31 protein-coding genes and 1 pseudogene are annotated in these 24868 nt (G+C 58.7%); 13 read left to right on the forward strand and 19 right to left on the reverse strand.

The annotated features are described in order from the left end of the window. Positions 1 to 63 precede the first annotated feature (63 nt). Together ACYZT2_RS20330 and ACYZT2_RS20335 are read right to left on the reverse strand one after the other, a co-directional pair. The gene (locus tag ACYZT2_RS20330) at positions 64 to 1293 is read right to left on the reverse strand and encodes a winged helix-turn-helix domain-containing protein (RefSeq protein WP_461966788.1); all 1230 of its coding nucleotides are present in this window, start codon (positions 1291 to 1293) and stop codon (positions 64 to 66) included. 64 nt (positions 1294 to 1357) lie between these two features. Further along, positions 1358 to 1573, reverse strand: coding sequence for a DUF1127 domain-containing protein (locus ACYZT2_RS20335; protein ID WP_461966790.1), 216 nt, complete (start codon positions 1571 to 1573; stop codon positions 1358 to 1360). Positions 1574 to 1669: 96 nt separating this feature from the next. Here ACYZT2_RS20335 and ACYZT2_RS20340 point away from each other — a divergent pair, with 96 nt between their 5' ends. Then, positions 1670 to 2524: a LysR substrate-binding domain-containing protein gene (locus ACYZT2_RS20340; RefSeq protein ID WP_007899911.1), complete on the forward strand. Its 855-nt coding sequence runs from the start codon at positions 1670 to 1672 to the stop codon at positions 2522 to 2524. Here the strand turns inward: ACYZT2_RS20340 and ACYZT2_RS20345 are convergent. Further along, positions 2514 to 3263, reverse strand: a complete 750-nt coding sequence (locus ACYZT2_RS20345; RefSeq protein WP_461966793.1) for a sulfite exporter TauE/SafE family protein — start codon at positions 3261 to 3263, stop codon at positions 2514 to 2516. The two genes, ACYZT2_RS20340 and ACYZT2_RS20345, sit on opposite strands and share 11 nt — an antisense overlap. 109 nt (positions 3264 to 3372) lie before the next feature. On the opposite strand from ACYZT2_RS20345, the gene ACYZT2_RS20350 reads away from it, so the two are divergent. The 4 genes from ACYZT2_RS20350 to ACYZT2_RS20365 all read left to right on the forward strand — a co-directional run bounded on the left by ACYZT2_RS20350 (position 3373) and on the right by ACYZT2_RS20365 (position 6682). Further along, positions 3373 to 4329, forward strand: a complete 957-nt coding sequence (locus tag ACYZT2_RS20350) for a LysR family transcriptional regulator (protein WP_461973194.1) — start codon at positions 3373 to 3375, stop codon at positions 4327 to 4329. Between the two features lie 69 nt (positions 4330 to 4398). Beyond that, a complete protein-coding gene (locus tag ACYZT2_RS20355) occupies positions 4399 to 4860 on the forward strand; it encodes a MarR family winged helix-turn-helix transcriptional regulator (RefSeq protein ID WP_461973196.1) in 462 nt (153 codons plus the stop codon). A gap of 356 nt (positions 4861 to 5216) precedes the next feature. Then, positions 5217 to 5636 carry an organic hydroperoxide resistance protein gene (locus ACYZT2_RS20360; protein WP_008009416.1) on the forward strand — a complete coding sequence of 140 codons (420 nt, stop codon included), beginning with the start codon at positions 5217 to 5219 and terminating at the stop codon, positions 5634 to 5636. A gap of 32 nt (positions 5637 to 5668) precedes the next feature. After that, positions 5669 to 6682 (forward strand): alpha/beta hydrolase, encoded by a 1014-nt coding sequence (locus ACYZT2_RS20365; RefSeq protein WP_461966796.1) that lies wholly within the window; start codon positions 5669 to 5671, stop codon positions 6680 to 6682. A gap of 279 nt (positions 6683 to 6961) precedes the next feature. Here the strand turns inward: ACYZT2_RS20365 and ACYZT2_RS20370 are convergent, their stop codons facing one another. Both ACYZT2_RS20370 and earP read right to left on the reverse strand, forming a co-directional pair. After that, complete coding sequence (locus ACYZT2_RS20370) at positions 6962 to 7531, reverse strand: elongation factor P (protein WP_223483792.1); 570 nt, start codon at positions 7529 to 7531, stop codon at positions 6962 to 6964. A gap of 48 nt (positions 7532 to 7579) precedes the next feature. After that, positions 7580 to 8722 (reverse strand): elongation factor P maturation arginine rhamnosyltransferase EarP, encoded by a 1143-nt coding sequence (gene earP, locus ACYZT2_RS20375; RefSeq protein WP_461966798.1) that lies wholly within the window; start codon positions 8720 to 8722, stop codon positions 7580 to 7582. Positions 8723 to 8846: 124 nt separating this feature from the next. Here earP and ACYZT2_RS20380 point away from each other — a divergent pair, with 124 nt between their 5' ends. Further along, on the forward strand, positions 8847 to 9254 hold the full coding sequence (locus tag ACYZT2_RS20380) for a hypothetical protein (protein WP_050681923.1): 408 nt from the start codon (positions 8847 to 8849) through the stop codon (positions 9252 to 9254). A gap of 14 nt (positions 9255 to 9268) precedes the next feature. Beyond that, complete coding sequence (locus ACYZT2_RS20385) at positions 9269 to 9751, forward strand: GreA/GreB family elongation factor (RefSeq protein WP_461966803.1); 483 nt, start codon at positions 9269 to 9271, stop codon at positions 9749 to 9751. A gap of 14 nt (positions 9752 to 9765) precedes the next feature. Here ACYZT2_RS20385 and cysB read toward each other — a convergent pair whose 3' ends face one another. The 5 genes from cysB to ACYZT2_RS20410 form a co-directional block, all read right to left on the reverse strand. Next, positions 9766 to 10740, reverse strand: a complete 975-nt coding sequence (gene cysB / locus ACYZT2_RS20390; RefSeq protein ID WP_007899921.1) for an HTH-type transcriptional regulator CysB — start codon at positions 10738 to 10740, stop codon at positions 9766 to 9768. A 112-nt stretch (positions 10741 to 10852) separates the two neighbouring features. Further along, positions 10853 to 11356 (reverse strand): universal stress protein, encoded by a 504-nt coding sequence (locus ACYZT2_RS20395; protein ID WP_007899922.1) that lies wholly within the window; start codon positions 11354 to 11356, stop codon positions 10853 to 10855. Between the two features lie 97 nt (positions 11357 to 11453). Continuing rightward, complete coding sequence (locus ACYZT2_RS20400; RefSeq protein ID WP_008075703.1) at positions 11454 to 12359, reverse strand: 5'-nucleotidase; 906 nt, start codon at positions 12357 to 12359, stop codon at positions 11454 to 11456. A 121-nt stretch (positions 12360 to 12480) separates the two neighbouring features. Continuing rightward, entirely contained in the window at positions 12481 to 13437 is a 957-nt protein-coding gene (locus ACYZT2_RS20405) for a putative 2-dehydropantoate 2-reductase (RefSeq protein ID WP_461966806.1), read from the reverse strand. Then, positions 13434 to 13820 (reverse strand): thioredoxin family protein, encoded by a 387-nt coding sequence (locus tag ACYZT2_RS20410; RefSeq protein WP_461966808.1) that lies wholly within the window; start codon positions 13818 to 13820, stop codon positions 13434 to 13436. Before ACYZT2_RS20410 ends, ACYZT2_RS20405 begins: the two co-directional genes overlap by 4 nt. On the opposite strand from ACYZT2_RS20410, the gene ACYZT2_RS20415 reads away from it, so the two are divergent. Further along, positions 13819 to 14247 (forward strand): PilZ domain-containing protein, encoded by a 429-nt coding sequence (locus ACYZT2_RS20415; protein WP_461966810.1) that lies wholly within the window; start codon positions 13819 to 13821, stop codon positions 14245 to 14247. The two genes, ACYZT2_RS20410 and ACYZT2_RS20415, sit on opposite strands and share 2 nt — an antisense overlap. A gap of 395 nt (positions 14248 to 14642) precedes the next feature. Further along, on the forward strand, positions 14643 to 15719 hold the full coding sequence (locus tag ACYZT2_RS20420; protein WP_038982203.1) for a 3-deoxy-7-phosphoheptulonate synthase: 1077 nt from the start codon (positions 14643 to 14645) through the stop codon (positions 15717 to 15719). A 69-nt stretch (positions 15720 to 15788) separates the two neighbouring features. Here ACYZT2_RS20420 and ACYZT2_RS20425 read toward each other — a convergent pair whose 3' ends face one another. Beyond that, entirely contained in the window at positions 15789 to 16070 is a 282-nt protein-coding gene (locus tag ACYZT2_RS20425; protein ID WP_030132333.1) for a GNAT family N-acetyltransferase, read from the reverse strand. A 628-nt stretch (positions 16071 to 16698) separates the two neighbouring features. Here ACYZT2_RS20425 and oprI point away from each other — a divergent pair. After that, a complete protein-coding gene (gene oprI, locus ACYZT2_RS20430; RefSeq protein ID WP_003172710.1) occupies positions 16699 to 16950 on the forward strand; it encodes an outer membrane lipoprotei OprI in 252 nt (83 codons plus the stop codon). Positions 16951 to 17073: 123 nt separating this feature from the next. Here oprI and ACYZT2_RS20435 read toward each other — a convergent pair whose 3' ends face one another. From ACYZT2_RS20435 to ACYZT2_RS20445, 3 genes are all read right to left on the reverse strand, one after another. Beyond that, positions 17074 to 18045 (reverse strand): L,D-transpeptidase family protein, encoded by a 972-nt coding sequence (locus ACYZT2_RS20435; protein WP_461966829.1) that lies wholly within the window; start codon positions 18043 to 18045, stop codon positions 17074 to 17076. A 252-nt stretch (positions 18046 to 18297) separates the two neighbouring features. Next, positions 18298 to 18591, reverse strand: a complete 294-nt coding sequence (locus ACYZT2_RS20440) for a hypothetical protein (RefSeq protein WP_008075246.1) — start codon at positions 18589 to 18591, stop codon at positions 18298 to 18300. Positions 18592 to 18647: 56 nt separating this feature from the next. Further along, positions 18648 to 19253, reverse strand: a complete 606-nt coding sequence (locus ACYZT2_RS20445; RefSeq protein WP_461966831.1) for an arylesterase — start codon at positions 19251 to 19253, stop codon at positions 18648 to 18650. Between the two features lie 10 nt (positions 19254 to 19263). On the opposite strand from ACYZT2_RS20445, the gene ACYZT2_RS20450 reads away from it, so the two are divergent. Both ACYZT2_RS20450 and ACYZT2_RS20455 read left to right on the forward strand, forming a co-directional pair. Beyond that, positions 19264 to 19947 (forward strand): ABC transporter ATP-binding protein, encoded by a 684-nt coding sequence (locus ACYZT2_RS20450; RefSeq protein WP_461966833.1) that lies wholly within the window; start codon positions 19264 to 19266, stop codon positions 19945 to 19947. Further along, complete coding sequence (locus ACYZT2_RS20455; protein ID WP_461966835.1) at positions 19947 to 22451, forward strand: ABC transporter permease; 2505 nt, start codon at positions 19947 to 19949, stop codon at positions 22449 to 22451. The genes ACYZT2_RS20450 and ACYZT2_RS20455 overlap by 1 nt, the downstream gene beginning before the upstream one ends. Before the next feature lie 12 nt (positions 22452 to 22463). On the opposite strand, the gene greB is transcribed toward ACYZT2_RS20455, so the two are convergent. The 4 genes from greB to ACYZT2_RS20475 are packed head-to-tail and all read right to left on the reverse strand — an operon-like array spanning position 22464 to position 24110. Further along, complete coding sequence (gene greB, locus ACYZT2_RS20460; protein ID WP_461966837.1) at positions 22464 to 22937, reverse strand: transcription elongation factor GreB; 474 nt, start codon at positions 22935 to 22937, stop codon at positions 22464 to 22466. Between the two features lie 20 nt (positions 22938 to 22957). Continuing rightward, the gene (locus ACYZT2_RS20465) at positions 22958 to 23563 is read right to left on the reverse strand and encodes a HipA domain-containing protein (protein WP_461966839.1); all 606 of its coding nucleotides are present in this window, start codon (positions 23561 to 23563) and stop codon (positions 22958 to 22960) included. Positions 23564 to 23586: 23 nt separating this feature from the next. Beyond that, entirely contained in the window at positions 23587 to 23817 is a 231-nt protein-coding gene (locus ACYZT2_RS20470) for a HipA N-terminal domain-containing protein (protein ID WP_461966841.1), read from the reverse strand. Continuing rightward, entirely contained in the window at positions 23814 to 24110 is a 297-nt protein-coding gene (locus ACYZT2_RS20475; protein ID WP_461966843.1) for a helix-turn-helix domain-containing protein, read from the reverse strand. The genes ACYZT2_RS20470 and ACYZT2_RS20475 overlap by 4 nt, the downstream gene beginning before the upstream one ends. 240 nt (positions 24111 to 24350) lie before the next feature. Between ACYZT2_RS20475 and ACYZT2_RS20480 the strand changes: the two are divergent. Then, positions 24351 to 24475, forward strand: a pseudogene (locus ACYZT2_RS20480) (GreA/GreB family elongation factor); the annotation flags it as partial. Positions 24476 to 24517: 42 nt separating this feature from the next. On the opposite strand, the gene ACYZT2_RS20485 reads toward ACYZT2_RS20480, so the two are convergent. Further along, positions 24518 to 24826, reverse strand: coding sequence for a class I SAM-dependent methyltransferase (locus tag ACYZT2_RS20485; protein WP_461966845.1), 309 nt, complete (start codon positions 24824 to 24826; stop codon positions 24518 to 24520). Positions 24827 to 24868: the final 42 nt, after the last annotated feature.

Below are 24868 nucleotides of genomic sequence, written 5' to 3' on the forward strand. Positions count from 1 at the left end.
CCTCGCTCCTACAAGGGATCGTGAATTCCTGTAGGAGCGAGGCTTGCCCGCGAAGGCGTCAGCTCATTCACCGCCAATCTGTGCCAATGCCACCCGCAACCGCGCCGCACTCGCCCGCGGGCAATTCAATTGAATCTGCGCAAGCCCCAACCAATCCGCCATCTGCCGCAGATTGACCGCCAACGCCAACATCCCCGCCTCATCCAGCCCCGGCTCTTCCTCATGCACGGCATGCACCGCCAACCGGCCCAACGCTCGCTCTGCGCGCAAGTCGACCCGCGCGGCAATTCGCTCATGGTGCAAAAACGGCAATACGTAATAGCCGTAGATGCGCTTGTGCTGCGGCGTATAGATCTCCAGCCGATAACGGAAATCGAACAATCGCTCGGTACGGCTGCGTTCCCAGATCAGCGAATCGAAGGGTGAAAGCAGCGCACTCGCCTCGACCTTGCGCGGCACCTTCGGCTCTGCCAGGCAATAGGCCGGTTGTCGCCAGCCTTCAACCTCACACACCAGCAGATCACCCTCCTCGACCAGCTCCGCCAGACGCGGCCGACTGTCTGCCGGGCTCAAGCGAAAATAATCCCGCAGGTCCTTTTCCGTCGCCACGCCCAACGCATTGGCGGCGTGCAGCAGCAGACCGCGCTGAGCCTCGGCCTCGCTGAGCAAAGGCTGCTGAAGAATCGCCGAAGGAATTACCCGCTCCGGCAAATCATAAAGCCGTTCGAACCCGCGCCGACCGGCCACGGTCACTTCGCCAGCGGCAAACAGCCATTCCAGCGCATGCTTTTCCGCGCTCCAGTCCCACCACGGCCCTGCCCGCTCCTGACGGGTCGACAAGCTGCCCGCACCCAGCGCACCGAGTTCCTGAACCGACGCCAAAACGCGGCGAATCGTGGCTTGCTGCTCACGACCGAAGCGCGCCAGTTGCTGATAGATGTCTTCGCCGCGGGTCGCGCGCTGCATGCGCCAGCGCATCAAGGGGTACATCGACAAGGGCAACAAAGACGCTTCATGACCCCAGTACTCGAACAACGTGCGTCGACGGCCCTGACTCCAGGCAGCCTGATCAAGCAAATCCGGGGAGTAATTACCAAGACGGGAAAACAAGGGAAGGTAGTGCGAACGCACTAACGCATTGACCGAATCGATCTGCAGAATGCCCAAGCGTTCGATCAGCCGGTTGAGCTGAACCGCTTTGATCGTCGCCGGCGGCTGGCGCCCGTTGAACCCTTGGGCAGCCAGCGCCAGACGCCGAGCCTGTTTGAGGGAAAAAGACAGTGTGGCGGGCATGAGCATCTCCTTGTCTGCTCGCAACCTACCTCACCCGCAAGTGGTTTGTGTAGCGATGGCATCATCATTTATGCATCGGATCATCCCAGAACGGTCTTACCGTCTCATGCTCCGCGTCCGCACGGCTCACGCCGATATCCTTCAGTGCTTCGTCGCTCAAGCCCGCCAGCATTTCACGTTCACGGTGAAGTTCGTACCAGCGACTAAACTTGTGCAACAGATCGGATACCGCGTGGATTGAGAATTTTTGTTCCGTTACATGCTCGTTGTGACCTTTCATCGTGTTGCCCTCCTTTAGGGATGGCTCAAGTCTCGCGCCAGCGCTAAGATCAATCCAACGAATGTTTCTGATGGCATACATCTCGGAGATTGATGAATGTCCGCCTACCCCAGTATCGACACCGATGTACTGCGCACCTTCGTCGCGATTGCCGATCAGGGCGGTTTTACCCGCGCCGGTGAAATGGTTAACCGCACCCAGTCGGCGGTGAGCATGCAGATGAAACGCCTGGAAGAAGACGTGTTGCAGCGCCAGCTGTTCGAACGCGACGGGCGCCAGGTCAAGCTGACCGCCGAAGGCCAGGTATTACTGGGCTATGCGCGGCGCATCCTCAAACTCCACAGCGAAGTCTTCAATACCCTGCGTGAGCCGCATATGGTCGGCACGGTGCGCATTGGCACGCCCGATGATTACGTCATGCGCTTTCTACCGGGCATCCTGTCGCGCTTCGCGCAGTTCTACCCGCTGATCCAGATCGAGGTTCATTGCGAGTCGACCCGGCAACTGTTGCAGCGCCAGGACCTGGACTTGTCCATCGTCACCCGTGAGCCGGGTAACGAAATTGGCCAATTGTTGCGCAAGGAGCGTTTTGTCTGGGCCGAGGCCCAATGCTTCAGCGCCCATGAGCAAACACCGCTGCCGCTGGCGATGTTCAACAGTGATTGTTTCTGCCGCCTCTGGGCATGCAATGCCCTGGACGCCATGGGTCGCGACTACCGGATTGCCTACAACAGCTCCAGCCTGTCGGCGTTGATGGCCGTGGTCAGCGCGGGGCTGGCGATCACCGCGCAGCTGGAAAGCCTGATCACACCGGACATGCGCATCCTCGGCGCCAACGAAGACCTGCCGCTGTTGCCGGAAGCCAGCATCATGCTGATCCGCAACCTGAACAACCCTTCGCCGATCACCGAATGCCTGGCCGAGCACATCGTCGAAGGTTTCAAACTTTAAACGCGAGCATCACCGCACAGACCACCAGAAAACCACAGAACAGCCCGCGCAGCAGCCGCTCCGGCAATGCGTGGGCAATTCTCACGCCCCAACTGATGCTCATCAATCCACCGACCGCCAACGGCACACCAATCGCCCAATGCACCTGATCGTGCACCGCATACGTCGCCAGGGTGACGCCCGTACTCGGCAACGCCAACGCCAGCGCCAACCCTTGGGCAACCACTTGGGTGGTGCCGAACAGGCTGGTCAGCACCGGCGTTGCCATCACCGCCCCGCCCACTCCAAATAGTCCGCCCATGGTCCCTGAAGCCGCGCCGAGCACGCCCAGCCACGGCCAGGAATAGCGCATCTGCGAAGAGGCCGGTGCGTTGGTGGTGAACATTCGCATCAGGTTGTAGGCCGACAGCGCGATCAGGAAAGCGACAAAGCCCAAACGCATGGTTTGCGCATCGATACCCACTGCCCAGATCGAACCGATCCAGGCAAAGCAGAACCCCATCGAGGCCAGTGGCAGCGCATGCCGCAATTCGATGCGATTGCGCTGGTGATATCGCCACAGCGCCAGCATCACGTTCGGTACCACCATCACCAGCGCCGTGCCTTGAGCAATCTGCTGATCAAGACCGAACCACACGCCCAGCAGCGGGATCGCGACCAGCCCGCCACCGATGCCGAACAGCCCGCCGAGGGTTCCCAAGGCCGCGCCAAAAACCAGATACATCAAAAACTCAATCACAGGCGAATTTCCTTTTGTGAGGCTGTTCATCCTACGCAGTCGGCTCTGGCGGGGAAACGCACAGCAACGCACAATGGCTGTGCCAACTTCGCACAAGCGCCGACGAACCATGAACCCCAATCAATTGACCGAACAACTTGGCCTGTTTCTCGATGTGCTGGAAAGCGGTAGTTTTTCCGCCGCGTCCCGACGCCATCCATTGACGCCTTCGGCCGTGGCACGGCGCATCGACAGCCTCGAAAGCGCCGTTGGCAGCCAGTTGTTCATTCGCAGCACCCATGCGGTGCGCGCCACCCCGGCTGGCCTGGCTTTTGCCGAGCGTGCGCGGCGGATCGTCGCTGAACTGCGCCTGGCCCGGGCGGAAGCGGTGTCCCTGAGCAGTGCGCCGGAAGGCTTGATTCGGGTGGATGCACCGGCAGCGTTCGGACGCCGACACCTGGCGCCGGTGATTGCCGATTTCCTGACGCTTTACCCCGGTCTCGACGTGCAATTGCACCTCATCGACAGCTTTGTTGACATGCAGGGCTCGAACCTGGGCAAGGTCGATCTGGTATTGCGTGCAGGGCAGATGGCCGACACCCGGCTGGTGGCGACGCCGCTGGCGAGCATGGTGCGCATCGCCTGCGCCAGCCCCGATTACCTGCAACGCCGTGGCGTGCCGACCGATCCGGCGCAGTTGATCGACCATGATGGCCTCGACTGGGAAGGCTTGGCTCCGCCGTTCGCCTGGCGCTTCGAGCGGGATGGACAGATGCACTTGCATCGGCCAGCGCGAATCCGCATGAGCGCCAACAATGCCGAGGCACTGGTCTGCGGCGCACTGGCGGGGTTGGGCATCGCGCATTTGCCGACCTGGCTGGCCAGCGAATATTTATTACGCGGCGACCTGCTGCCGCTGTTCTGCGAAAACGGTCTGCCAAAACCGGAAAGCACCGGCATTTATGCGTTGCGCCTGGAGCAGCAACCCAGTTCGCGCAGCCGCTTGTTGCTGGAATACCTGAAAACCCGTTTCAGCCCCATCCCGCCGTGGGATCTGGCGCTGCAAACCAATCTGGACCGCCACTAGTCCAGAATTATCTGGCGCATTAAAGATTCGCCCGCTAGATTCATGACGATCACTGATCAAGGCTTTGAAATGAACACCGAGCGCAACAACCCGGATAACTGCGACGACCTGCTGCTGGACAATCAGGTCTGCTTCGCCCTGCATTCCACCTCACTACTGATGACCAAGGTCTACAAACCGCTGCTGCAAGCGCTGGGCCTGACCTATCCGCAGTATTTGGCGATGATGGTGTTGTGGGAAAAGGATGGGTTGACGGTCGGCGAAATCAGCACACGACTGCTGACCGATCCCGGCTCCCTCACCCCGCTGCTCAAACGCCTGGAAGCCGAAGGCCTGCTGAGCCGCACCCGCAGCCGTGAAGACGAACGGGTGGTGATTGTCGAACTGACTGAGCAAGGCCGTGCATTGCGAGACAAGGCACGCGGCATTCCCCAGTGCATCCTCGGCGCCAGCGGACAAACGCTGGAACAGTTGAAGAAGCTGCAAGCGGATCTGCAAGCGCTGCGTAGCCATCTGCAAGACAGCATCTAACCTCCAAAACACCACTAATCCCTTGTGGGAGCGAGCCTGCTCGCGATAGCGGTGTGACATTCAGCATTGATGTTGACTGACACCCTGCTATCGCGAGCAGGCTCGCTCCCACATTTGTTTTGTAGCGCTCTCAAAAAATCCGCTTCGCCAATCCTGTCCTCGAAAAAAATTCCCCGCGAAAATCCCGCCCCGACAGCTCTAACTCAACACTTTTCATCGCGCGCGTCTATTTCGGGTCAGAATTTCTTCAAAAATTATATTGCGCGCTAAATACTTGCGAGCTACATTCACTTCGCACTTACTTAGCGCGCAAACATTTAGCGCAAAAACACTCAAACCCGAACGAGGCCCACACCATGCAAACTCTCTACACCGCAATCGCAACCTCCACCGGCGGCCGTGACGGTCGTGCGATTTCCAGCGACAACGTGCTCGACGTCAAACTCGCCACCCCGAAAGAACTCGGTGGTGCTGGCGGCGCGGCAACCAACCCTGAACAACTGTTCGCCGCCGGCTATTCCGCCTGCTTCATCGGCGCGCTGAAATTCGTCGCCAGCCAGACCAAACGCAAGATCCCGGACGACGCATCGATCACCGCCCATGTCGGCATCGGCCAGATCCCTGGCGGTTTCGGTCTGGACATCGACTTGCACATCAGTCTGCCGGGTCTTGAGCAAGCCGATGCACAAAGCCTGGTCGAAGCCGCCCACCAGGTCTGCCCGTACTCCAACGCCACCCGTGGCAATGTCGATGTGCGCCTGCACGTTACCGTCTAACTGCTGACTCCAAGGTCGAACAGGAAATGAATATGAACACTTTCAGCAAAGTCTTGACCGGTACTCTTCTCGCCCTGTCCATCAACAGTGCATTCGCAGGCAATGGGGTTGAACACAACACCCAGGCGTTCCTCGATGTACTGAATGCCGGCACCGGCAAACCGCTGGAACAGCTCACCCCTGCCGAAGCCCGTGCGGTGTTGGTGGGTGCGCAGGCCGGGGTGAAACTGACGCTGCCCAAAGCCGACGTCAGCGAGAAGACTATCCAGGTCGATGGCCAACCGATCAGCCTGACCATCGTTCGGCCGGCCGGGGTCAAAGGCGAGCTGCCGGTGTTCATGTTCTTTCACGGCGGTGGCTGGGTGCTGGGGGACTTCCCGACCCACGAACGACTGGTTCGGGACTTGGTAACGGGTTCGGGCGCGGCGGCGGTATTCGTCAATTACACCCCGTCGCCGGAAGCGCATTACCCGGTGGCGATCAACCAGGCCTACGCCGCAACAAAGTGGGTGGCCGAGCACGGTAAAGAGATCAACGTCGACGGCAAACGTCTGGCTGTGGCGGGTAATAGCGTCGGTGGCAACATGGCGGCCGTGGTTGCGCTGATGGCCAAAGATAAAGGCACGCCGGCGATCAGGTTCCAGGTGTTGTTGTGGCCGGTGACAGACGCCAGCTTCGAGACGGCGTCTTACAACCAGTTCGCCGAGGGGCACTTCCTCACCAAAAACATGATGAAGTGGTTCTGGGACAACTACACCACCGATTCCAAACAACGGAACGAGATCTACGCCTCACCGCTGCGGGCGACCACCGCGCAACTCAAGGGCTTACCACCCGCCCTGGTGCAGACGGCCAGCGCCGATGTATTGCGCGATGAAGGTGAAGCCTACGCCCGCAAACTCGACGAGGCGGGTGTACCGGTCACGGCAGTGCGCTACAACGGCATGATCCACGACTACGGTTTGCTCAACGTAGTGAGCCAAGTGCCCGCGGTGCGCTCGGCGATGTTGCACGCGTCTGAAGAGCTCAAGCAACACCTGAAATAACAGCTCTTGTAGGAGCGAGGCTTGCCCGCGAAGACGGTTTATCATCCGACATTGTTGTCGGCTGACAGGACGCTTTCGCGGGCAAGCCTCGCTCCCACAGGATTGGGGGGCAACGTAGCAAAAGATCGCAGCCTCGTTTCACTCGACAGCTCCTACATGGGTTTTGTACTCCCCTGTAGGAGCTGTCGAGTGAAACGAGGCTGCGATCTTTTGATCTTGATCTTCAGGCACAAAAAAGCCCGACTCAATGGTCGGGCTTTTTTATTCCTGAGGCTGTGCTTATTTAGCACGGCCTTTGTAGGAACCGCCTTCGCGGGTATCGATCTCGATCTTGTCACCGATTTCGATGAAGTCAGCAACTTGCAGCTCAGTACCGTTGCTCAACTTGGCAGGCTTCATCACCTTGCCGGAAGTGTCGCCGCGAGCCGAACCTTCGGTGTAGTCAACTACGCGCACGATAGTGGTCGGCAGTTCTACGGAAACCAGACGCTCTTCGAAGAAGATCGCTTCGCAAACATCGGTCATGCCTTCTTCAACGAAAGGCAGAACGGCTTCGATGTCTTCAGCGTTCAGCTCGTACATGGTGTAGTCAGTGGTGTCCATGAACGTGTAGGAGTCGCCGCTGATGAAGGACAGGGTCGCTTCTTTACGGTCGAGGATTACGTCGTCCAGTTTGTCGTCGGCGCTGTAAACGATCTCGGTCTTGTAACCGGTCAGCAGGTTCTTCAGCTTGGTCTTCATGATCGCGCTGTTACGACCCGACTTGGTGAATTCAGCTTTCTGAACCAGCCAAGGATCGTTTTCGAGACGGATCACCATCCCGGGTTTCAGTTCTTTACCAGTTTTCATTACGAATATCCGAATTTGGATGGGATTTACAAAAATCTAGGCCGCGTATCATATCCAATTTAGGTAAAACTGTACCAGCGCTGCGGCAAGATCTGCCTGCAAGGCTTGTTCCAGACACCATGTCTCCGCATGTTTTTCCAGTTCAGGCCAGTGTTTGCGGGTTGATTTCCAGTGATCGGTCATTGTCTCACCTGCATTCCATGCCCGCCATAGACCACTGATCGCCTCGCGGGCAGGTTCGGACAGGCCTTGGGTGTACAGGGTCAGGAAGGCATCGAGCTTGTCCAGATGGATATCTTCGTCCTGCCGATAGATATGCCAGAGCAGCGGACGACCAGCCCATTGAGCGCGGACAAAGGAGTCTTCGCCGCGCACGGCGTTGAAATCGCAGCTCCACAGCAGCAGGTCATATTGATCCTGCCGGACGAATGGCAGCACTTGCACGGTCAAGGCATCACGTACATGCACCGCCCCAGCCTTCAGCCCATCCGCCCCGAGCCAGCGTTCGACGTCGCCGAGAATCCGGCCTTCGGGTACCAGCAGATGAGTCGGCGTCGAGTCGGCCACCATCGTGTCGAGCCAACTGGCCAGCCCGGTATTTTCGTAGGCAAACAGCGAGATCAGCTGTGCATTCGGCGTGCGATCAATTCCCAAGCCTTTCAGGAACTCTCGCTGAGCTTGCGGACTTTGCTGAAACTGCCGACGCCGCTCCAGCAATCCGCTTTCACGCAGCAAGCCACCGGTGCCCTTGCGAAAGCCCGGGAAGAAAAAGAACTTCTGCACGTTCTTGTACTTCACCGACGGCAAGCCGTGGCAGCCGACGACCCAGTCTTCGGCACTCAGATAATCGAGGTTCATCCACAACGGCGGTTTTTCCCGTTCGGCCATGGCCTCCATGTAGGCACTCGGCAACTGGCAAGCGAATGCTGCGATGACGACATCAGCGGCTTCAGTAGGCTGCCAGTCGGCCGGCCACTGTCGCACCTCGACGCCCTGCTGCCACTGCTGCGCAGCGTTGACATCGATGTCCGGACACAAACGCTCGAAGGCCCGCAGGTCGTCGACCCACAGGCGCACCGCCACTGAATGTTCGGCCACCAGTTGGCGGGCCAGGCGCCAGGTCACGCCGATGTCGCCGAAGTTGTCGACCACGGTGCAAAAAATATCCCAGCGGGTTTTCATTTCAGGCATTCCAGGCTCCCGTTGGCAAAGGCGCCGATTGTCCGCATAAATTACCCCGTGCAGAAGAGCCGACGGCGATTAATCTTCATGCGACAATCGCCACTTGCCCGCGACCACCCGCCAGGAGGCAGTAATGCCCTACCGTCCCAACCCGCGCCGTCCCTTGCCGATCCAGTTTAATGCGCTGCAACTGACCGGCAGCATTGCCCTCGGTTTGTGGCTGGGATTCATCGCGATCGCACTGACTTGCTGGCTCGCCTGGCGCCTGTTGTTCAACGAGCAATTGGCGCCCTTGGCCCAGGCGGTGGAGCAGCTGGCCAAGCCACCGGTGATTGAGCAGCCTGCCCAACCTGCCCCGCAGAACCCGATGTTCGAACAGTACGAGGACCATTTGCGCAGGAATGAACAGCAGCAAATGGTGGAACAGGCCAGAAGCAGCAAACACAATTTGTCCAATCCCAAATGCCAGTTCTGGTTGCAGCAGAATCAAACTGCACCGAGCGAAAAAAGCCGCGCCAACGTCCTGCAATTCTGCGATTGATCATGAAGCTCTCTATGCACAAGCCGACCGTCCACCAACTGATTATCGACAAGCTGCGGATCGATCTCGACATCGCCGAGCGTGCCGCGCAAACCGCTTACGAAACCGCGACCCACGAAGAAAACATAGCCGAAAACAAGTACGACACGCTGGGGCTGGAGGCGTCTTACCTGGCGGCCGGACAAGCCAGACGAGTGGAAGAAATCAGACAGTCGTTGACCCTTTGCCTGAACCTGACACTGCGGCCTTATGACGATCAGCGCGGTATCGAAGTTGGTGCCCTGCTCGGCCTGGAAGACGAAAAGGGTCGCGAACAATGGCTGTTCCTCGCCCCCGACGCGGCCGGGCTGAAGGTTGATCTGGTGGGGCAACTGGTTACGGTCATCACCCATCGCTCACCGCTGGGCAAAAGCCTGCTGGGCAAGTTCGAAGGGGATGAAGTGGAGATTCTGGTGGCGGGCGCTCGGCAACAGTTTTCTGTCACCGAGGTGGTCTAGCGATTGTCTGGCAATTAATGAACCGGCAGTTCGACGCCGTCGAACAGCTCTTCCAGTTCCTGTTTGTTGTGGCACTGAATGGCCTTGGCCATCACTTCGCGGGTCAGGTGTGGGGCAAATTTCTCGATGAAGTCGCACATGAAACCACGCAGGAACGTGCCGCGACGGAAACCGATTTTGGTAATGCTGGATTCGAACAACTCGCTGGCATCAAGCACCACCAGGTCGCTATCGAGCTTGGTGTCGACCGCCATTTTCGCCACGATGCCCACGCCCAGGCCCAGACGAACGTAAGTCTTGATCACGTCGGCGTCGGCCGCGGTGAACACCACTTTCGGTGTCAAGCCACGATGGCTGAAGGCTTCGTCGAGTTTCGAACGGCCGGTGAAACCGAACACGTAGGTCACAATGGGGTATTCGGCCAGGGCTTCGAGGGTCAGCTTCGACAGTTTGGTCAGCGGGTGGCCCTGAGGCACGACCACGCAGCGGTTCCAGCGGTAGCACGGCATCATCACCAGGTCGCCGAACAACTCCAGCGCTTCGGTGGCGATGGCGAAATCGACGGTGCCGTCAGCGGCCATCTCGGCGATCTGCATCGGCGAACCCTGGTGCATGTGCAGGGCAACGTCCGGGTATTGCTTGATGAAATTACTGATCACCGGTGGCAATGCATAACGCGCCTGGGTATGCGTGGTGGCGATCGACAGGGTGCCTTTTTTCTCGTTGGAGAATTCCTGGGCGATCTGCTTGATGCTTTCAACTTTGCGCAGGATTTCGCCGGCGGTGGTGATGATGCGCTCGCCAGCCGGAGTAACGCGGGTCAGGTGCTTGCCGCTGCGGGCGAAAACCTCGACCCCCAATTCGTCTTCCAGCAGACGGATCTGTTTGCTGATGCCCGGTTGCGAGGTGTAGAGGCTTTGGGCTGTAGCTGAAACGTTGAGGTCGTGGTGCGCCACTTCCCAGATGTAGCGCAATTGTTGGAGCTTCATATGAATCCCTCAAAGCAGGTAGACGCCACGGGCATCAGCGACGATATATAACTATATTAATGGTTTGGTTAATAAATCTAGAACTTTTTATCAAAACGCCATTATTCGTGTCCTAGCGATCCCCTTTGCGGCGACGTTCCATCAGCGGCACCAGATAGACCGGCACTCTGGACAGTTGCAACACGCGCGCAGCGGTTCGGCCCAATGGCGTTTCCGCGCCAGCGCCATGACTGTGACTTCCTACGATCAGCAAATCGACGGAGAGTTTCTGCGCCTGGTCGAGAATCACCTGCGACGGATCGCCCTGCAGCACCCGCACTGCCCGAATCCGTTCCAGATCCTGCTCCCCCTCATCCCCCAGTTCTTCGCGAAAGCTGTCGAGCACCCGCTGCTCGATATTGGCAATCACCGTATTCAGACCCTGACTGTGAAACTCGTTCAGGGCCTGCTCATCGAGGTAACTCTGAAGCACCGATTCGGCGAACAACCCCATCGGCTCAACCGCGTGCACCACATACAAGTCGGCATTGAATGTTCGAGCCAGTGCCAACGCATGCTGCATCACAAAAGGTGCATACAGACCGAGGTCGGTGGCATACAGCATCGAATGAATCATAGTGACCTCCTTTAATGCCAACATGGCGGAGATTGATTCAGCTTAGCAGTGCCGTGGCGAGTGCGGCGTCTGGCGCAACGCATTGAACCGCGGCGCTTTAAATCGACGGCTCGTTACTGATGCCATGCGGCACGTGACCGGTGGCGACCACTTCGCGGGCCAGTTCGCAATGGCCGGCCTGATCGTCGAAAAATACGTCGGCGGCGAAGGCTTCGAGAAAAGCCGATTTGGTCAGCCCCCCAAGGAACAGCGATTCGTCCAGACGGATGTCCCATTCACGCAAGGTGCGGATCACCCGTTCATGGGCCGGCGCCGAGCGCGCGGTCACCAGCGCGGTGCGGATCGGACACGCATCATCGGGGAACTCGCGCTGCAAAAGGTTGAGCGCCGCGAGAAAGCCTTTGAACGGCCCGCCGCGCAAGGGCTCGCGGGCGGCCTCACGCTCGCTGGCCTGAAACGCTGCGAGGCCTCCTGACTGATAGACCCGCTCCGACTCATCGGAAAACAGCACCGCGTCACCGTCGAAAGCAATGCGCAATTCATCGCTGGCGGCGCGACTGGCACCGCCCGATAGAATAGTCGCTGCAGCGAAACCGGCATCCAGCGCACTGCGCACATCGTCGGAATGGGTCGAAAGAAACAGGTCGCAGCCAAAGGCCTTGAGGTACGGATAAGGGCTGCGGCCGCCGACAAATGCCGCACGCGAAATCGCCAGGCCATAGTGATGAATCGAGTTGAACACCCGCAGGCCAGTGTCGGCACTGTTGCGCGACACCAGGATCACCTCGACCCGGGCTCGGCCGAGGCTGGCATTCAGATTCAGGAGTTTTTCGACCAACGGGAACGCATCGCCGGGCTCGAGAATTTCGTCTTCGTGTTCGATCTGGTATTGCCGATAAGCCTCGACGCCGCTCGACAGATAAACCTTGTGGCTCTCGCTCAAATCGAACAGTGCTCGCGAAGAAATCGCCAACACCAGTTTGTCGTCTATGCCATTGGCCATGCATTTCCCCTAATACCCAAGTCAGTTAAGCCGCAATGCTATCTGTAAGGAAGTGCGTCGCGGCTGAAATTGCTGAACTGTCGGCATTATTGCCCTTCCCTTCCCTCTCCTTTTAACCGACTCAGTGATTACGTCGGTCGATAAAACTCAAGCTGCGATATAAGGCTTCGATACGCGGTAACTCACATCCCGCCGCCTTCGCCGCTGCCAGTGGCCGAGTGTAGATGGCATCCAGTTCCAGCGGTCGCTTGTGCAGGAAGTCGTGGTACATGCTCGGCCAATAGTCGGGCATTTTCTCGGTCATCATGAACAGATAATCGGCGTAACCCGGCGGCATGTCATGACCACAGGCCTTGGCCCCTTGAACCACTTCGGCCATCAAGGCCTGAATCAGCGCGCGGCTGTCGGCATCCGTCATTAAGGGCGTGGTGCTGGCCCCGAGCAGAACCGACAGGCCGTTGTAGGGGATATTCCAGACCAGTTTCTGCCAGCGCGCCTGATGAAGGTTCGGCATGGCCTGGGAGTCGATGGCGGCGGCGCGAAACAGCCCGGCGCCCTCTTCGACGATATTCATACGCGTCTGTTCATCGGCGGCCGGGCCGCTGTGGTAGCCGACATTCACGGCACCGAGCGCCTGATGGGTAACGCCCCCTGGGCCGGTACGATGGACGCAGATCAGACAGAGGCCGCCGAGCAGGTGCAGCGAATCGGGAAGCAACTCGCGCAGACTGTCTTCAACGTCCAGGCCATTTTGCAGCAACAGCACTTTGGCATCAGGTGCCGCGGCTTGAATAATGGCGGGGGCCAGATCCGCGTTACTGGTGGTCTTGGCACCCACCAGTAGCCAGTCGCACGGCGGCATGTCGGCCGCCGACGAATAGGCCTGAACCGGGTTCAGGCTCAGCGGGCCCAGCGATGCATGGTCGAGATGCAAGCCACGCTCGGCCACTGCAGAAAACTCACTGCGCAACAGGAAATGCACATCGAAGCCGGCACGCGCCAGCATCAGCCCGTAGAAACCACCGATCGCGCCGGTTCCGATAATGCCGATTGTCGGCCTGGCCACTGTGTGTGTCATGGCAACTCCTCTGCTTGTCGACTCAGCGCCTGACGCACGGCCTCATTGAGCGCCGTGCGGGTCAGACGCGACTGTAGTGACCCGAAGAACTCACCGTCGCGCACCACAAACAGCGCCGGCAAATGAAAGACCCGATAACGCTCGACCACCCCGCCATTGTTCCCGGCGTCAATCCAGCACAGTCGATCGACCGCCAGATCGAACGTGGGCAATTGCTCACGGGCAAAACGGCAACTGGCGCAGCCGACGCTGGTAAAAATCACCAGGGAAATGCCGTCCATCGCCAACAGCCGTTGGTCGGCGTCGAAATCGGTCAATTCCGATTCGCCCACTATACTGGGAGAAACGATGTCAGATGGCCGACACAGGGAGTCCGTGTTCATGGGACGTTATCTTCCTCATCCTGACGATGTACCCGTCGAATTAACGTTGCTTAAACATGAGTGCATTTCGCGGCAGCAGCTGCACACTATCAGCCTCGGCGGCATGGCTTGCAATTACCACCGCGGATGGCGAAGGGGCACCGCACTTCAAGTGCGCATGCCCACCCTGAGCACCACGATCTGTTACCTGGGCTATGTTGCCTGGTGTCTGCGACGAAAACGCAGCTATCTGGTGGGCATCGCCTTCGTCGATGAGCAGACCCTGTTCAGCGCGCGAATGGGTGAGCAGGTTTGTCAGATTGAACGTTACTGTCGTCAGCATGAACCTCAAAGCGAACAGATAAGCACCCAGACCCTGGCCCTCGAATGGGTCCAGCTGCATGCCGACGAGTTCTCCCACGACATGGTTCGCAAGGCATTTGCGTAGGGGGCGTTCTCAATTAGTTTCCCCGCCGCGTTGTCGCCTTAAAGCGGGCCAGGCAAGGCGCAGGCCGCTGGGAATGGTTGTTCCCTTTCCAAGGCCTGCAACGCAGCCTGGCCCGCTTTAAGGCACAACCCGAAGGGCCGGGCCTGCTGTTGTGCAGGGCTGCGTTGCTCGAAGCTTATTTGGAATGACCAAACCACGCTTCTCGCGCCTTGCCCTGCACAACAGCAGACCCGGCGCGGTGGGAAAACTAACTGAGAATGCCCCCTAACCGGTGTCTGCCCATTGTCGAGCCACGGTGTAACGCGCTAAGGTTCAGCTCCCCGACGCGCTTAATTTGCTGTGCTCCGCCGCGCGGGTTCGCTGGCGGCCGGCACCCGTGACCTGACGAGTAAACGATGGCTGATTTACCGATCAACGACCTTAACGTCGCCTCCAACGAGACTCTGATCACTCCCGATCAGCTCAAGCGTGATATTCCTCTGAGCGACGCTGCCCTGCGCACCGTCACCAAGGGCCGCGAAGTCATTCGCAACATTCTTGATGGCACCGACCACCGCCTGTTCGTCGTGATCGGGCCGTGCTCGATCCATGACATCAAGGCTGCCCACGAATACGCCGAGCGCCTGAAAGTGCTCGCGGCCGAAGTGTCCGATACCCTGTATCTGGTCATGCGCGTGTATTTCGAGAAGCCACGCACCACCGTCGGCTGGAAAGGCTTGATCAACGACCCGTACCTGGACGACTCGTTCAAGATTCAGGATGGCTTGCACATCGGCCGTCAGTTGCTGCTGGACCTGGCCGAAATGGGCCTGCCTACCGCGACCGAAGCCCTCGACCCGATCTCCCCACAATACTTGCAGGACCTGATCAGCTGGTCGGCGATCGGCGCTCGCACCACCGAATCCCAGACTCACCGTGAAATGGCTTCCGGCCTGTCCTCGGCTGTCGGCTTCAAGAACGGCACCGATGGCGGCCTGACCGTGGCCATCAACGCCTTGCAATCGGTCTCCAGCCCGCACCGTTTCCTGGGCATCAACCAGGAAGGTGGCGTATCGATCGTCACCACCAAGGGCAACGCCTACGGTCACGTGGTGTTGCGCGGCGGTAACGGCAAACCGAACTACGATTCGGTCAGCGTCGCGCTCTGCGAGCAAGCGCTGAACAAGGCGAAGATCAAGCCGAACATCATGGTCGATTGCAGCCACGCCAACTCCAACAAGGACCCGGCCCTGCAACCGCTGGTGATGGAAAACGTCGCCAACCAGATCCTCGAAGGCAACCAGTCGATCATCGGCCTGATGGTCGAAAGTCACCTGAACTGGGGCTGCCAGGCGATCCCGAAAGACCTCGCCGACCTGCAATACGGCGTGTCGATCACCGATGCCTGCATCGACTGGACCGCCACCGAAAATACCTTGCGCAGCATGCACGCCAAACTCAAGGACGTGCTGCCGAAACGCAATCGCAGCTGATCGCCGTTTCGTTTCACGCATAAAAAACGCCAGGTTTAAACCTGGCGTTTTTTTATGCGTTCGCTTTGTTCACAGCTTGGCGGCATGCCGCTGGTGGCGTTCCATGTAGCGCTCCACGTAGGAACACGATGGAATGACCGTGTAGCCCATTTCCTCAGCGTATTGCAGTGCCTGCTCGGTCAACGCCGCCGCGATGCCGCGACCACGCAACGCATTGGGCACAAAGGTACGATAAATATCCAGGGTCTGTTTTCCCAGATCCATATAGGTCAGGTAGGCACGATAACCGTCCACGGTGGTCTCGAACTGATGACCAGCCTGGTCATGGTGGATGGACAACGCCTCGCTCATCACTACTCCTCGCGGGTCTTTAATTCTGACCCCTACCTTACCGATGTTTTTCCGGCGAAGGAACATCTACGCCACCCCGTGCCTGAATGGACACCGAGAGCAACACCAATCTCGCGCAACCGAGCACGTAACAAATAGTAGGCACCATTGGCAGAAATGCTCAAGGGACGCTCGTCATGCTGGCAGGCGGGTGTTGCTTGGGTAATGCAGGGGCGGCTCGACCGGGATCTTCCCGAGTCCGAGCCTGAACATTGCCGGATATTGAGACTTAAGACGAGCGCCCGTTGTTTAAGTCACCTCAACATGGATAAAGATATGAGAGCCGCTGCGCAAAATCCGAACAAAAGTGTGGACGATTCCATCTAGACAGACTTTAGTCGAGACTGAAAAACAGCTGCCGAGGTAGGGAACTTTTCTTTGGCGGCTCGCTCAGTTCGGGCCTCGCAGCTGGATATTTTTTATACAATGCAGTTAAAAGTTGCTCGAAAAAGAATCAACGCCTACAATTTTTTTTGCTTCTTGCTCAACGTCAGTTTACTTACTACAAGTAATGGGTAGTATGTACGCCGGCTATTTCCTCACTCTGAGGAGACAGCTACTTAATAGAAAGTCCTTGAAGGGGAACACGATGAACAACGTTCTGAAATTCTCTGCTCTGGCTCTGGCCGCAGTTCTGGCTACCGGTTGCAGCAGCGTATCGAAAGAAACCGAAGCACGTCTGACTGCTACTGAAGACGCAGCAGCTCGCTCCCAGGCTCGTGCAGACGAAGCTTACCGTAAAGCTGATGAAGCTCTGGCTGCTGCTCAAAAAGCACAACAGACTGCTGACGAAGCTAACGAGCGTGCTCTGCGCATGCTGGAAAAAGCTAGCCGCAAGTAATAGTCCTTCGGGATTGTTATCAAGCCGACCCATTTTTTGGGTCGGCTTTTTTATTGCCCGCCGTTTCTGCAGGCCATAAAAAACCCGCCGATGCGGCCTGCATCGGCGGGTTACTTTAACGCGTTATTGCTGCAGGTCGATTGGTGCACTCGATACCATCGGCTCGGAAGCATTCGGCACGGCGATTTCCACCGGCAGGCCATCTTCAGCGGCAACCACGTCACGCACTACATCCCAGTTCATGCGCAAGTTGCTGGTGATGTCTTCACGCTTGAGCATCGCATTGATCACTGCGGTGTGCTTGTCGACCACCGAAGGGTTGCCCAAATCGTCCAGCGGCGTGTGCGCTTCCAGATAAACCTTGCCGGCACTGAGCCCGAACTTGTACGGGTCGTTGATGATCCGCACCGACGTCCCGACCGGCACCATGCTGGCCATTTCCAGCACGTTGTTGTTGAACATGCGGAAGCAACCGTGGCTGGTGCGCATGCCGATACCGAACTTCTTGTTCGAACCGTGGATCAGGTAGCCCGGAGTGCCCAGTGTGAACTTGAAGGGCCCCAGCGGGTTGTCCGGGCCGGCCGGCACCACATTCGGCAGTGGATCGCCATCAGCGGCGTGCTCGGCCTTGATCGACGCTGGAGGCGTCCAGGTCGGATTCGGCGTCTTGGCGATGATGCTGGTGTGGGCAATCGGCGAGCCCCAGCCTTCACGACCGATACCCAGCGGGAAGGTGTACACCACGTCCCGGCCTTTCGGGAAATAGTAGAGACGGTATTCAGCCAGGTTGATGACGATGCCTTCACGGGGACCCGGCGGCAGGATGAAGCGCGTCGGCAGCACCACTTCGGTACCTGCGCCCGGTAGCCATGGATCAACGCCAGGGTTGGCGGCGACCATTTCCGAATAGCCCAGATCGTAGGTGGTACCAAGGTCGGCGAAGGTGTCTTCGTACTTGGCCTTGATCACTTGCACCTGGCCGATGATGTCTTCACCGGGTGGTGGCAGGGGTAGCTCCAATGCTGTTACCGGCCCCGCGACACAGAGGGCGGCAAGAGACAGGCAGCGGGTGACGGCGGGAAAGCGCGGCAACATCCGGAAAATCCTTTGCATGATCGACAAGGGTATAAAAATGGAATTGTACACCGCCTTCCGTTATTTCGGGGAGGTCGAGAAGTGACAGGCGATGCAAGGCACTTGCTTCGCAGGGAGGACTGCCTCACAGAGAGTTGGCGACCAGAATGACGCCATCGCGAGCAGGCTCGCTCCCACAGGGGTTAGTGGTGTTCACACACCTTGCATCCAGCACGCTCCCTATGTGGGAGCGAGCCTGCTCGCGATGACGATCTAAAGCTCGAACCGCAACTCAGGCCAGATCGGCGAGGTGCCGCGTTTTTGCGATTCCAGGATGGCCCGGCACAGCGAGCACAGGCGCTGGTCCTGGAACACGGTACGGTCGACGCTCGACCAGCGAGGTTGCGCCGGCAACAGGCTGCCGCACAAGGTTCGGTCCACCGAGCCGCCCAATTCCAGTTGACGGGTCACCAGATGCACCCGCACTTCCTGGCAGGCGAACAGATCCAGCTGTTCGTCAGGCTCGATCAGTTGGTAGGCAAAAAGGGACCAGGCGGGACGTGGCATCGGGGGCTCCAAATCGGGGGCGCCACCTTAGCCGAAACACCGCCGCTAGAAAAGCGTCAAAGCAGCGGTTTCAGTGTCGGCCAGACATTTTCCAGCAACTTGTCCTGAGCCGCCGCAGCCGGGTGCAGGCCGTCGCCTTGCATCAGGTCCGGATGACCGCCCACGCCGTCGAGAAAAAACGGCACCAGCGGGATCTTTTTCTCATCGGCAACCCTGGTGAAAACCTCGGCAAAGGCCTGGGTGTAACGCGCACCGTAATTGGGCGGCAACTGCATGCCCAGCAGCAGTACCTTGGCACCACTGGCGCGGGAGCTGTCGATCATCGACGCAAGATTTTGTTGCAATTGTGTTGGCAGCATTCCCCGCAACCCATCGTTGCCCCCCAACTCGAGGATAACCAGCGCCGGCTTATGCTCTGCAAGCAGCGCCGGCAGGCGCGCCCGGCCTCCGGCGCTGGTGTCGCCGCTGATGGATGCATTGACCACTTTATCGTCGAAACCTTCGCGCTTGAGCCGTTGCTCGAGCAATGACACCCACCCCAAGCGGGTATCCAGGCCGAAACCGGCGCTGATACTATCGCCAACGATCAGGACTGTACCCGCCGCTGCGTTCTGGGCCATGCACATCAAGGCCAGGCCAGCACTCAAAAACCACACACGCATCGGATTCTCCATGGGCGCAAGTATTCTCACCGCGAGGAACCTCAGCAAAGTGGTTCCGAGCGCGGAAGGTGAACTGACTATCCTGCACGAACTCAGCCTGGAACTGAACAAGGGCGATAGCCTGGCCATCGTCGGCGCCTCCGGTTCTGGCAAATCCACTCTCCTGGGCCTGCTCGCCGGCCTTGACCTGCCCAGCAGCGGCGAAGTCACCCTCGCCGGGCAAGGCCTGAGCAATCTTGATGAAGACCAACGCGCGCGCATCCGCGCCGAGCATGTGGGGTTTGTCTTTCAATCATTCCAGCTGCTCGACAGTCTCAACGCTTTGGAAAACGTCATGCTGCCGCTGGAACTCGATGGCCGCAAAGACGCTCGCGAGCGCGCCACCGAACTGTTGCAACGGGTCGGTCTGGGCCAACGCCTGACCCACTCGCCGCGTCAGCTTTCCGGTGGCGAGCAGCAGCGCGTGGCGATTGCCCGAGCGTTCGCCGCCGAGCCCGACGTACTGTTCGCCGATGAACCCACCGGCAACCTCGACAGCCATACCGGCGAGCGCATCAGCGATCTGCTGTTCGAACTCAACCAGGAAAGCGGCACGACCCTGGTGCTGGTGACCCACGACGAACGCCTGGCACATCGTTGCCGGCGCCTGATCCGCCTTGAAGCCGGCCTGCTGGTCGCCCCTCTGGAGCCTTGATGGCACGCCTGCCGCTGTTGCGCCTGTTCAGTCTCGCCATCCGCCAATTGCTGCGCGATGCCCGCGCCGGTGAGTTGCGCGTGTTGTTTTTCGCCTTGCTGGTGGCTGTGGCGGCAAGTACCGCTATCGGCTACTTCGGCGCTCGCCTGAACGGCGCCATGATGCTGCGCGCCACCGAGTTTCTCGGTGCCGACCTGGTGCTCGAAGGCAGCTCACCGGCGCGACCGGAACAGGTTAGGAGCGGCACAGAACTGGGACTTGAACACGCTCAAGTGGTGGAGTTTTCCAGTGTCATCGCCACCGACAACGGCATTCAGCTGTCCAGCATCAAAGCCGCCGATGACATCTACCCGTTGCGCGGCGAACTGAAAAGCGCCCCCGCGCCCTTCGCGCTGGAAGAACCCGGTGGCGGTCCGAAACCCGGCGAAGCGTGGGTCGAAGCGCGACTGTTGACCGCGCTGGATTTGAAGATCGGCGACAGTATCGACGTCGGCATGAAAACCCTGACGCTGGCGCGAGTGCTGACCCACGAACCGGATCGCGCCGGCAATTTCTACAGCCTGACGCCACGGGTGCTGATCAACCTCAGCGACCTTGAGGCAACCGGCGTGGTGCAACCCGGCAGCCGGGTCAGTTACCGCGAACTCTGGCGCGGCAACGCTTCGGCGCTGGAAACCTATCGGCAGCTGATCAAGCCAGGCCTGGCCGCCAACCAGCGCATCCAGGATGCTCGCGATGGCAACCGGCAGATCGGCGGCGCCCTGGGCAAGGCTGAACGCTACTTGAACATGGCCAGTCTGGTGGCGGTGTTGCTGTCCGGCGTGGCAGTGGCGTTGTCGGCGACACGCTTCGCCACGCGCCGATTCGATGCCAGCGCATTGCTGCGCTGCCTGGGTCTGTCCCGTCGGGAAACCATGGTGCTGTTCAGTCTGCAGCTAACCGTACTCGGACTGCTCGCCAGCATCAGCGGCGCCCTGCTCGGCTGGCTGGCGCAGCTCGGGCTGTTTGCACTGCTGCATGATTTACTGCCGACCGATGTTCCACCGGGTGGCCTGCTGCCGGCCATCGCCGGGATCGGCACCGGGCTGGTCGCACTCGCCGGCTTCGCCCTGCCGCCACTGGCTGCTTTGGGTCGAGTGCCACCGCTGCGCGTGTTGCGTCGCGACATGCTGCCGATTCCGTCCAGCACCTGGATAGTTTATGGCGCGGCATTGGGCGCCCTCGGCCTGATCATGTGGCGCTTGAGCCTGGACCTGTTGCTGACCTTCGCCCTGCTCGGCGGCGGTGTGATCGCGGCGCTGGTGCTGGGCGGTTTGTTATTGCTACTGCTCAAGAGCCTGCGCCGGATGTTGGCGCGGGCCGCATTGCCATGGCGCCTCGGGTTGGGCCAACTGCTGCGCCATCCACTGGCGGCGGCGGGTCAAGCCCTGGCCTTCGGTTTGATTCTGCTGTCCATGGCGCTGATCGCTTTGCTGCGTGGCGAGTTGCTCGACACCTGGCAAAACCAGTTGCCGAAAAACGCCCCGAACTATTTCGCCCTGAACATTCTGCCGGCGGACAAACAGGCCTTTACCGATCGACTGATGGAGCTGTCGGCACAATCAGCGCCGCTGTACCCGGTGGTGCCGGGACGGCTGATCAGCATCAACGGCGAACCGGTGCAGGACATCGTCAGCAAGGACTCGGCCGGTGATCGAGCCATTCAACGCGACCTGAGCCTGACCTGGGCGGCCGACATGCCAGCGGGTAACAAACTCACCGCCGGCAACTGGTGGGACCAGCAACCCGCGGATGAAATACCCGGTGTTTCGGTGGAAGGTAAAGTCGCCGAAAGCCTCAAACTCAAGCTCGGCGATCACATGGTGTTTACCGTCGGCGGGGCCAATCGGGAGGCGAAAGTCACCAGCCTGCGGGAAATTAACTGGGACAACTTCCAGCCAAACTTTTTCATGATCTTCCAGCCCGGCACCCTGAAGGACTTGCCGGCGACCTACCTGACCAGTTTCTATCTGGCGGCCGGTCACGATCAGCAGATCGTCGACCTGTCCCGCAGCTTTCCGGCAGTGACCATTCTGCAAGTCGAAGCCTTGCTGGCGCAGCTGCGCAGCATTCTCGGCCAGGTCACCCTGGCGGTGGAATACGTGCTGTTGTTTGTGCTGGCGGCGGGGATGGCGGTGTTGTTCTCCGGTTTGCAGGCAACGCTGGATGAACGCATTCGCCAAGGTGCATTGCTGCGAGCGCTGGGTGCCGAGCGACAGTTGCTGGTCAGGGCCCGGCGGATCGAGTTCGGCCTGCTCGGCGCGGTCAGCGGGTTGTTGGCGGCACTGGGTTCGGAACTGGTGAGCCTGGTGCTTTACCGCTACGCCTTCGACCTGCCCTGGCATCCGCATCCGTGGCTGTTGGTATTGCCGCTGATCGGCGCCGTACTGATCGGCGGTGCCGGTGTGTTCGGCACGCGCCGCGCCCTGAACGCCAGCCCCCTGACAGTTCTGCGCGAGGGTTGATGAACTCAAGCGCTACGTCGAGTATCTGATCTCATTTATCCACCACAACATTTCTCCGCCCGGAGTCTGCACAACGGCCTCATCCCCCACCTCTTTCTTCAAAAGCGCACGCGCCATTGGTGAATCGATGGAGATGTAATCGTTGCGTCCGTAGATCTCGTCATAGCCCACAACCCTGAATTTTTTGATTTCACCTGCCTCGTTTTCGATCTCGACCCAAGCCCCGAAAAAGACCCTGCCTTCCTGCTCGGGTGAGTACGCAACCACCCGGACATCTTCGAGGCGCTTGCGAAGGTACCGAACACGTCGATCGATTTCCCGCAGCAGCTTCTTGTTGTACTGGTAATCCGCGTTTTCGCTGCGGTCGCCGAGCGATGCCGCCCAAGTGACCTTGCGCGTGGTGTCAGGACGCTTTTCCCGCCAAAGGTAATCGAGCTCCTGCTTCAGAGCCTCATGACCTTCCTTTGTGATGATGTTTGTACTCAATATGGTTTCTCACTAACGATTTATCGTAAAGCCTTCGAATCATCCTCGAAGCGCACCCGTGCATCATTGAGAACCCGGTGAATCGCACCCCCCGCAGACTTAGGAATTTTCAGTGTTTTGAGCACACGATCCCAGTCATCTAGCGCCGTGAGGGTTTGGTCGATGTATTCATCAGGCTTGAGGTAATCCTTGCACAGATCTCTGATGACCTTTCGTGTCGGTTTACCATGACCTGAAAAAGCAGTGGAGTGCTCGCCCATCCCATCGGAGAAAGTAAGGTCGTACGCGGGAGACAGCGTCCAGGCGCCCTGCCCATTTTTGTCCTGAGGTTCGTGATACAGGAACGCAAAATTTTTGGTGTGATCGTCGTAGTTGTGGAACACCGCATTGAAGATCATGAGTCTTGCCATTTTCTCAACCTCGGCAGCGCTTTTCGTCAGCGCGCTTGTCAGCTTGAGTATCTGGCTGTAATCCATCGTCGGCGCCCGGAAGTCTGCGTAGACCAACGCTGAGAGGGTCATCATATGAATCTTGCGGTCGCCATCACGATCGAAACGTTTGGCTGCGAAGAATCGCTCAAATCCGCCCTGACGCATCTGCACCTCCAGCAGTTCCGTATGCGCCATATTCACCCCAGCCTTTCTGGCCATCACCGCATACGCTTGCTCGCCTTGAACAAACGACTTTCACGAGCGAGCTGCGGCTTGTCATCGAATGTCATTGTCAGGGGAGAAAGGTCGAACCCCTTGGCCAGCCATTCTTTGCCGTACACAAAGTAGATACCTTTCCCCTCGACCCGGCTCAATTCGCCAACCATTACGCCATTAGCAGTGACGGTGAGCGATTCGGTGGGCTTGAATTTGGGGATAGGCGAGCTCATTTGGTGCCTCGTTTACGCTTAAGGTTTTTTAGCTCGTCGATTGAGCCTGGATGCGAGGGTTTGAAAAGACTCATCACCGGCGTTAGCTCATCGAGCGCCGTGGCCAGGAGAATCATGGACTCAAGGGTGATCGAGCCTGAGTGTTCGAACCGCTTGATGGAGGATTCAGACACTCCGGATTGCGCAGCCAAGGTTTTGCGAGAAAGGTTCCTGGACAAGCGCAACGATTCGGCATTTTTCCCCAGTTCGCGTGCGATTTCCGCTGGGCTGTACAAAAAATGCATAAGTGACATAGCCTTCTCCGAACGCACTATTGGTCATTATTGACCCACTATGAAGAATAATATCAAACAAAGGGTCTATTTTGACCATTTGAGTAAATATCACGATATGGAATTTATTATATTAATGGTCAAAATTGACCCATTGAGACCAAATAATAAGAATAAAAGATCAGATACGACCAATAGCTCAACAAATCTTTCGGCTGCAAGCTTCCTGATCAAGGGGGGACAAACGGTGGAGGGAAGCTGGATGAGCTGGACTTGAAACTGAACCTGATCAGCATCGACTCTCATCGCTGGCCCGCGCCTTGATCGGCAAGGCACTGGACGCCGAAGTGCGAGTCCAGACACCCACCGGTGGACAATGCGTATAAACCGTGGCGATCGACTATTTTTGAGCCGCAGCGCTCTGAATCTCAACGGCGGGTAATCAGCCCTTGGCGAGCCACGCGAGTCAGCTGCCTGATCACTTCCGGCGCATCCTCGGCGTTGGGTGCCAGAATCACCGCCAGATCGAAGCTGTCGTTGGCAAACCGTGCCAGTGACTCGCCGTCGTGGACAAACTGAATCAGGAAGGCAGCAGGCCCACCGGTGCGACGTGGCCAGCCATCGAGGTAACGCAACAAAGTTGGCTGATGTTTACCACCAAGCAGGATTTTTGGATTGCGCTGGGTGAGGTGTGCCGTGATCGGCGCGGGGCGTATAACGAGGCTTAATGCATTCATTGGGTCGTGTCTCTGCCTCAAAAGTCTGCATGGCAGGTGAGA

It is taken from the genome of Pseudomonas sp. MDT1-85 (genome assembly GCF_054898065.1).

Bases quoted from the DNA above. Each gene is read 5' to 3' on its own strand.
- ACYZT2_RS20330 (WP_461966788.1), bottom strand. From the start codon at position 1,293: ATGCCCGCCACACTGTCTTTTTCCCTCAAACAGGCTCGGCGTCTGGCG.
- ACYZT2_RS20335 (WP_461966790.1), bottom strand. From the start codon at position 1,573: ATGAAAGGTCACAACGAGCATGTAACGGAACAAAAATTCTCAATCCAC.
- ACYZT2_RS20340 (WP_007899911.1), top strand. From the start codon at position 1,670: ATGTCCGCCTACCCCAGTATCGACACCGATGTACTGCGCACCTTCGTC.
- ACYZT2_RS20350 (WP_461973194.1), top strand. From the start codon at position 3,373: ATGAACCCCAATCAATTGACCGAACAACTTGGCCTGTTTCTCGATGTG.
- ACYZT2_RS20355 (WP_461973196.1), top strand. From the start codon at position 4,399: ATGAACACCGAGCGCAACAACCCGGATAACTGCGACGACCTGCTGCTG.
- ACYZT2_RS20360 (WP_008009416.1), top strand. From the start codon at position 5,217: ATGCAAACTCTCTACACCGCAATCGCAACCTCCACCGGCGGCCGTGAC.
- ACYZT2_RS20365 (WP_461966796.1), top strand. From the start codon at position 5,669: ATGAACACTTTCAGCAAAGTCTTGACCGGTACTCTTCTCGCCCTGTCC.
- ACYZT2_RS20370 (WP_223483792.1), bottom strand. From the start codon at position 7,531: ATGAAAACTGGTAAAGAACTGAAACCCGGGATGGTGATCCGTCTCGAA.
- earP (WP_461966798.1), bottom strand. From the start codon at position 8,722: ATGCCTGAAATGAAAACCCGCTGGGATATTTTTTGCACCGTGGTCGAC.
- ACYZT2_RS20380 (WP_050681923.1), top strand. From the start codon at position 8,847: ATGCCCTACCGTCCCAACCCGCGCCGTCCCTTGCCGATCCAGTTTAAT.
- ACYZT2_RS20385 (WP_461966803.1), top strand. From the start codon at position 9,269: ATGCACAAGCCGACCGTCCACCAACTGATTATCGACAAGCTGCGGATC.
- cysB (WP_007899921.1), bottom strand. From the start codon at position 10,740: ATGAAGCTCCAACAATTGCGCTACATCTGGGAAGTGGCGCACCACGAC.
- ACYZT2_RS20395 (WP_007899922.1), bottom strand. From the start codon at position 11,356: ATGATTCATTCGATGCTGTATGCCACCGACCTCGGTCTGTATGCACCT.
- ACYZT2_RS20400 (WP_008075703.1), bottom strand. From the start codon at position 12,359: ATGGCCAATGGCATAGACGACAAACTGGTGTTGGCGATTTCTTCGCGA.
- ACYZT2_RS20405 (WP_461966806.1), bottom strand. From the start codon at position 13,437: ATGACACACACAGTGGCCAGGCCGACAATCGGCATTATCGGAACCGGC.
- ACYZT2_RS20415 (WP_461966810.1), top strand. From the start codon at position 13,819: ATGGGACGTTATCTTCCTCATCCTGACGATGTACCCGTCGAATTAACG.
- ACYZT2_RS20410 (WP_461966808.1), bottom strand. From the start codon at position 13,820: ATGAACACGGACTCCCTGTGTCGGCCATCTGACATCGTTTCTCCCAGT.
- ACYZT2_RS20420 (WP_038982203.1), top strand. From the start codon at position 14,643: ATGGCTGATTTACCGATCAACGACCTTAACGTCGCCTCCAACGAGACT.
- ACYZT2_RS20425 (WP_030132333.1), bottom strand. From the start codon at position 16,070: ATGAGCGAGGCGTTGTCCATCCACCATGACCAGGCTGGTCATCAGTTC.
- oprI (WP_003172710.1), top strand. From the start codon at position 16,699: ATGAACAACGTTCTGAAATTCTCTGCTCTGGCTCTGGCCGCAGTTCTG.
- ACYZT2_RS20435 (WP_461966829.1), bottom strand. From the start codon at position 18,045: ATGTTGCCGCGCTTTCCCGCCGTCACCCGCTGCCTGTCTCTTGCCGCC.
- ACYZT2_RS20440 (WP_008075246.1), bottom strand. From the start codon at position 18,591: ATGCCACGTCCCGCCTGGTCCCTTTTTGCCTACCAACTGATCGAGCCT.
- ACYZT2_RS20445 (WP_461966831.1), bottom strand. From the start codon at position 19,253: ATGCGTGTGTGGTTTTTGAGTGCTGGCCTGGCCTTGATGTGCATGGCC.
- ACYZT2_RS20450 (WP_461966833.1), top strand. From the start codon at position 19,264: ATGGGCGCAAGTATTCTCACCGCGAGGAACCTCAGCAAAGTGGTTCCG.
- ACYZT2_RS20455 (WP_461966835.1), top strand. From the start codon at position 19,947: ATGGCACGCCTGCCGCTGTTGCGCCTGTTCAGTCTCGCCATCCGCCAA.
- ACYZT2_RS20465 (WP_461966839.1), bottom strand. From the start codon at position 23,563: ATGGCGCATACGGAACTGCTGGAGGTGCAGATGCGTCAGGGCGGATTT.
- ACYZT2_RS20470 (WP_461966841.1), bottom strand. From the start codon at position 23,817: ATGAGCTCGCCTATCCCCAAATTCAAGCCCACCGAATCGCTCACCGTC.
- ACYZT2_RS20475 (WP_461966843.1), bottom strand. From the start codon at position 24,110: ATGTCACTTATGCATTTTTTGTACAGCCCAGCGGAAATCGCACGCGAA.
- ACYZT2_RS20485 (WP_461966845.1), bottom strand. From the start codon at position 24,826: ATGAATGCATTAAGCCTCGTTATACGCCCCGCGCCGATCACGGCACAC.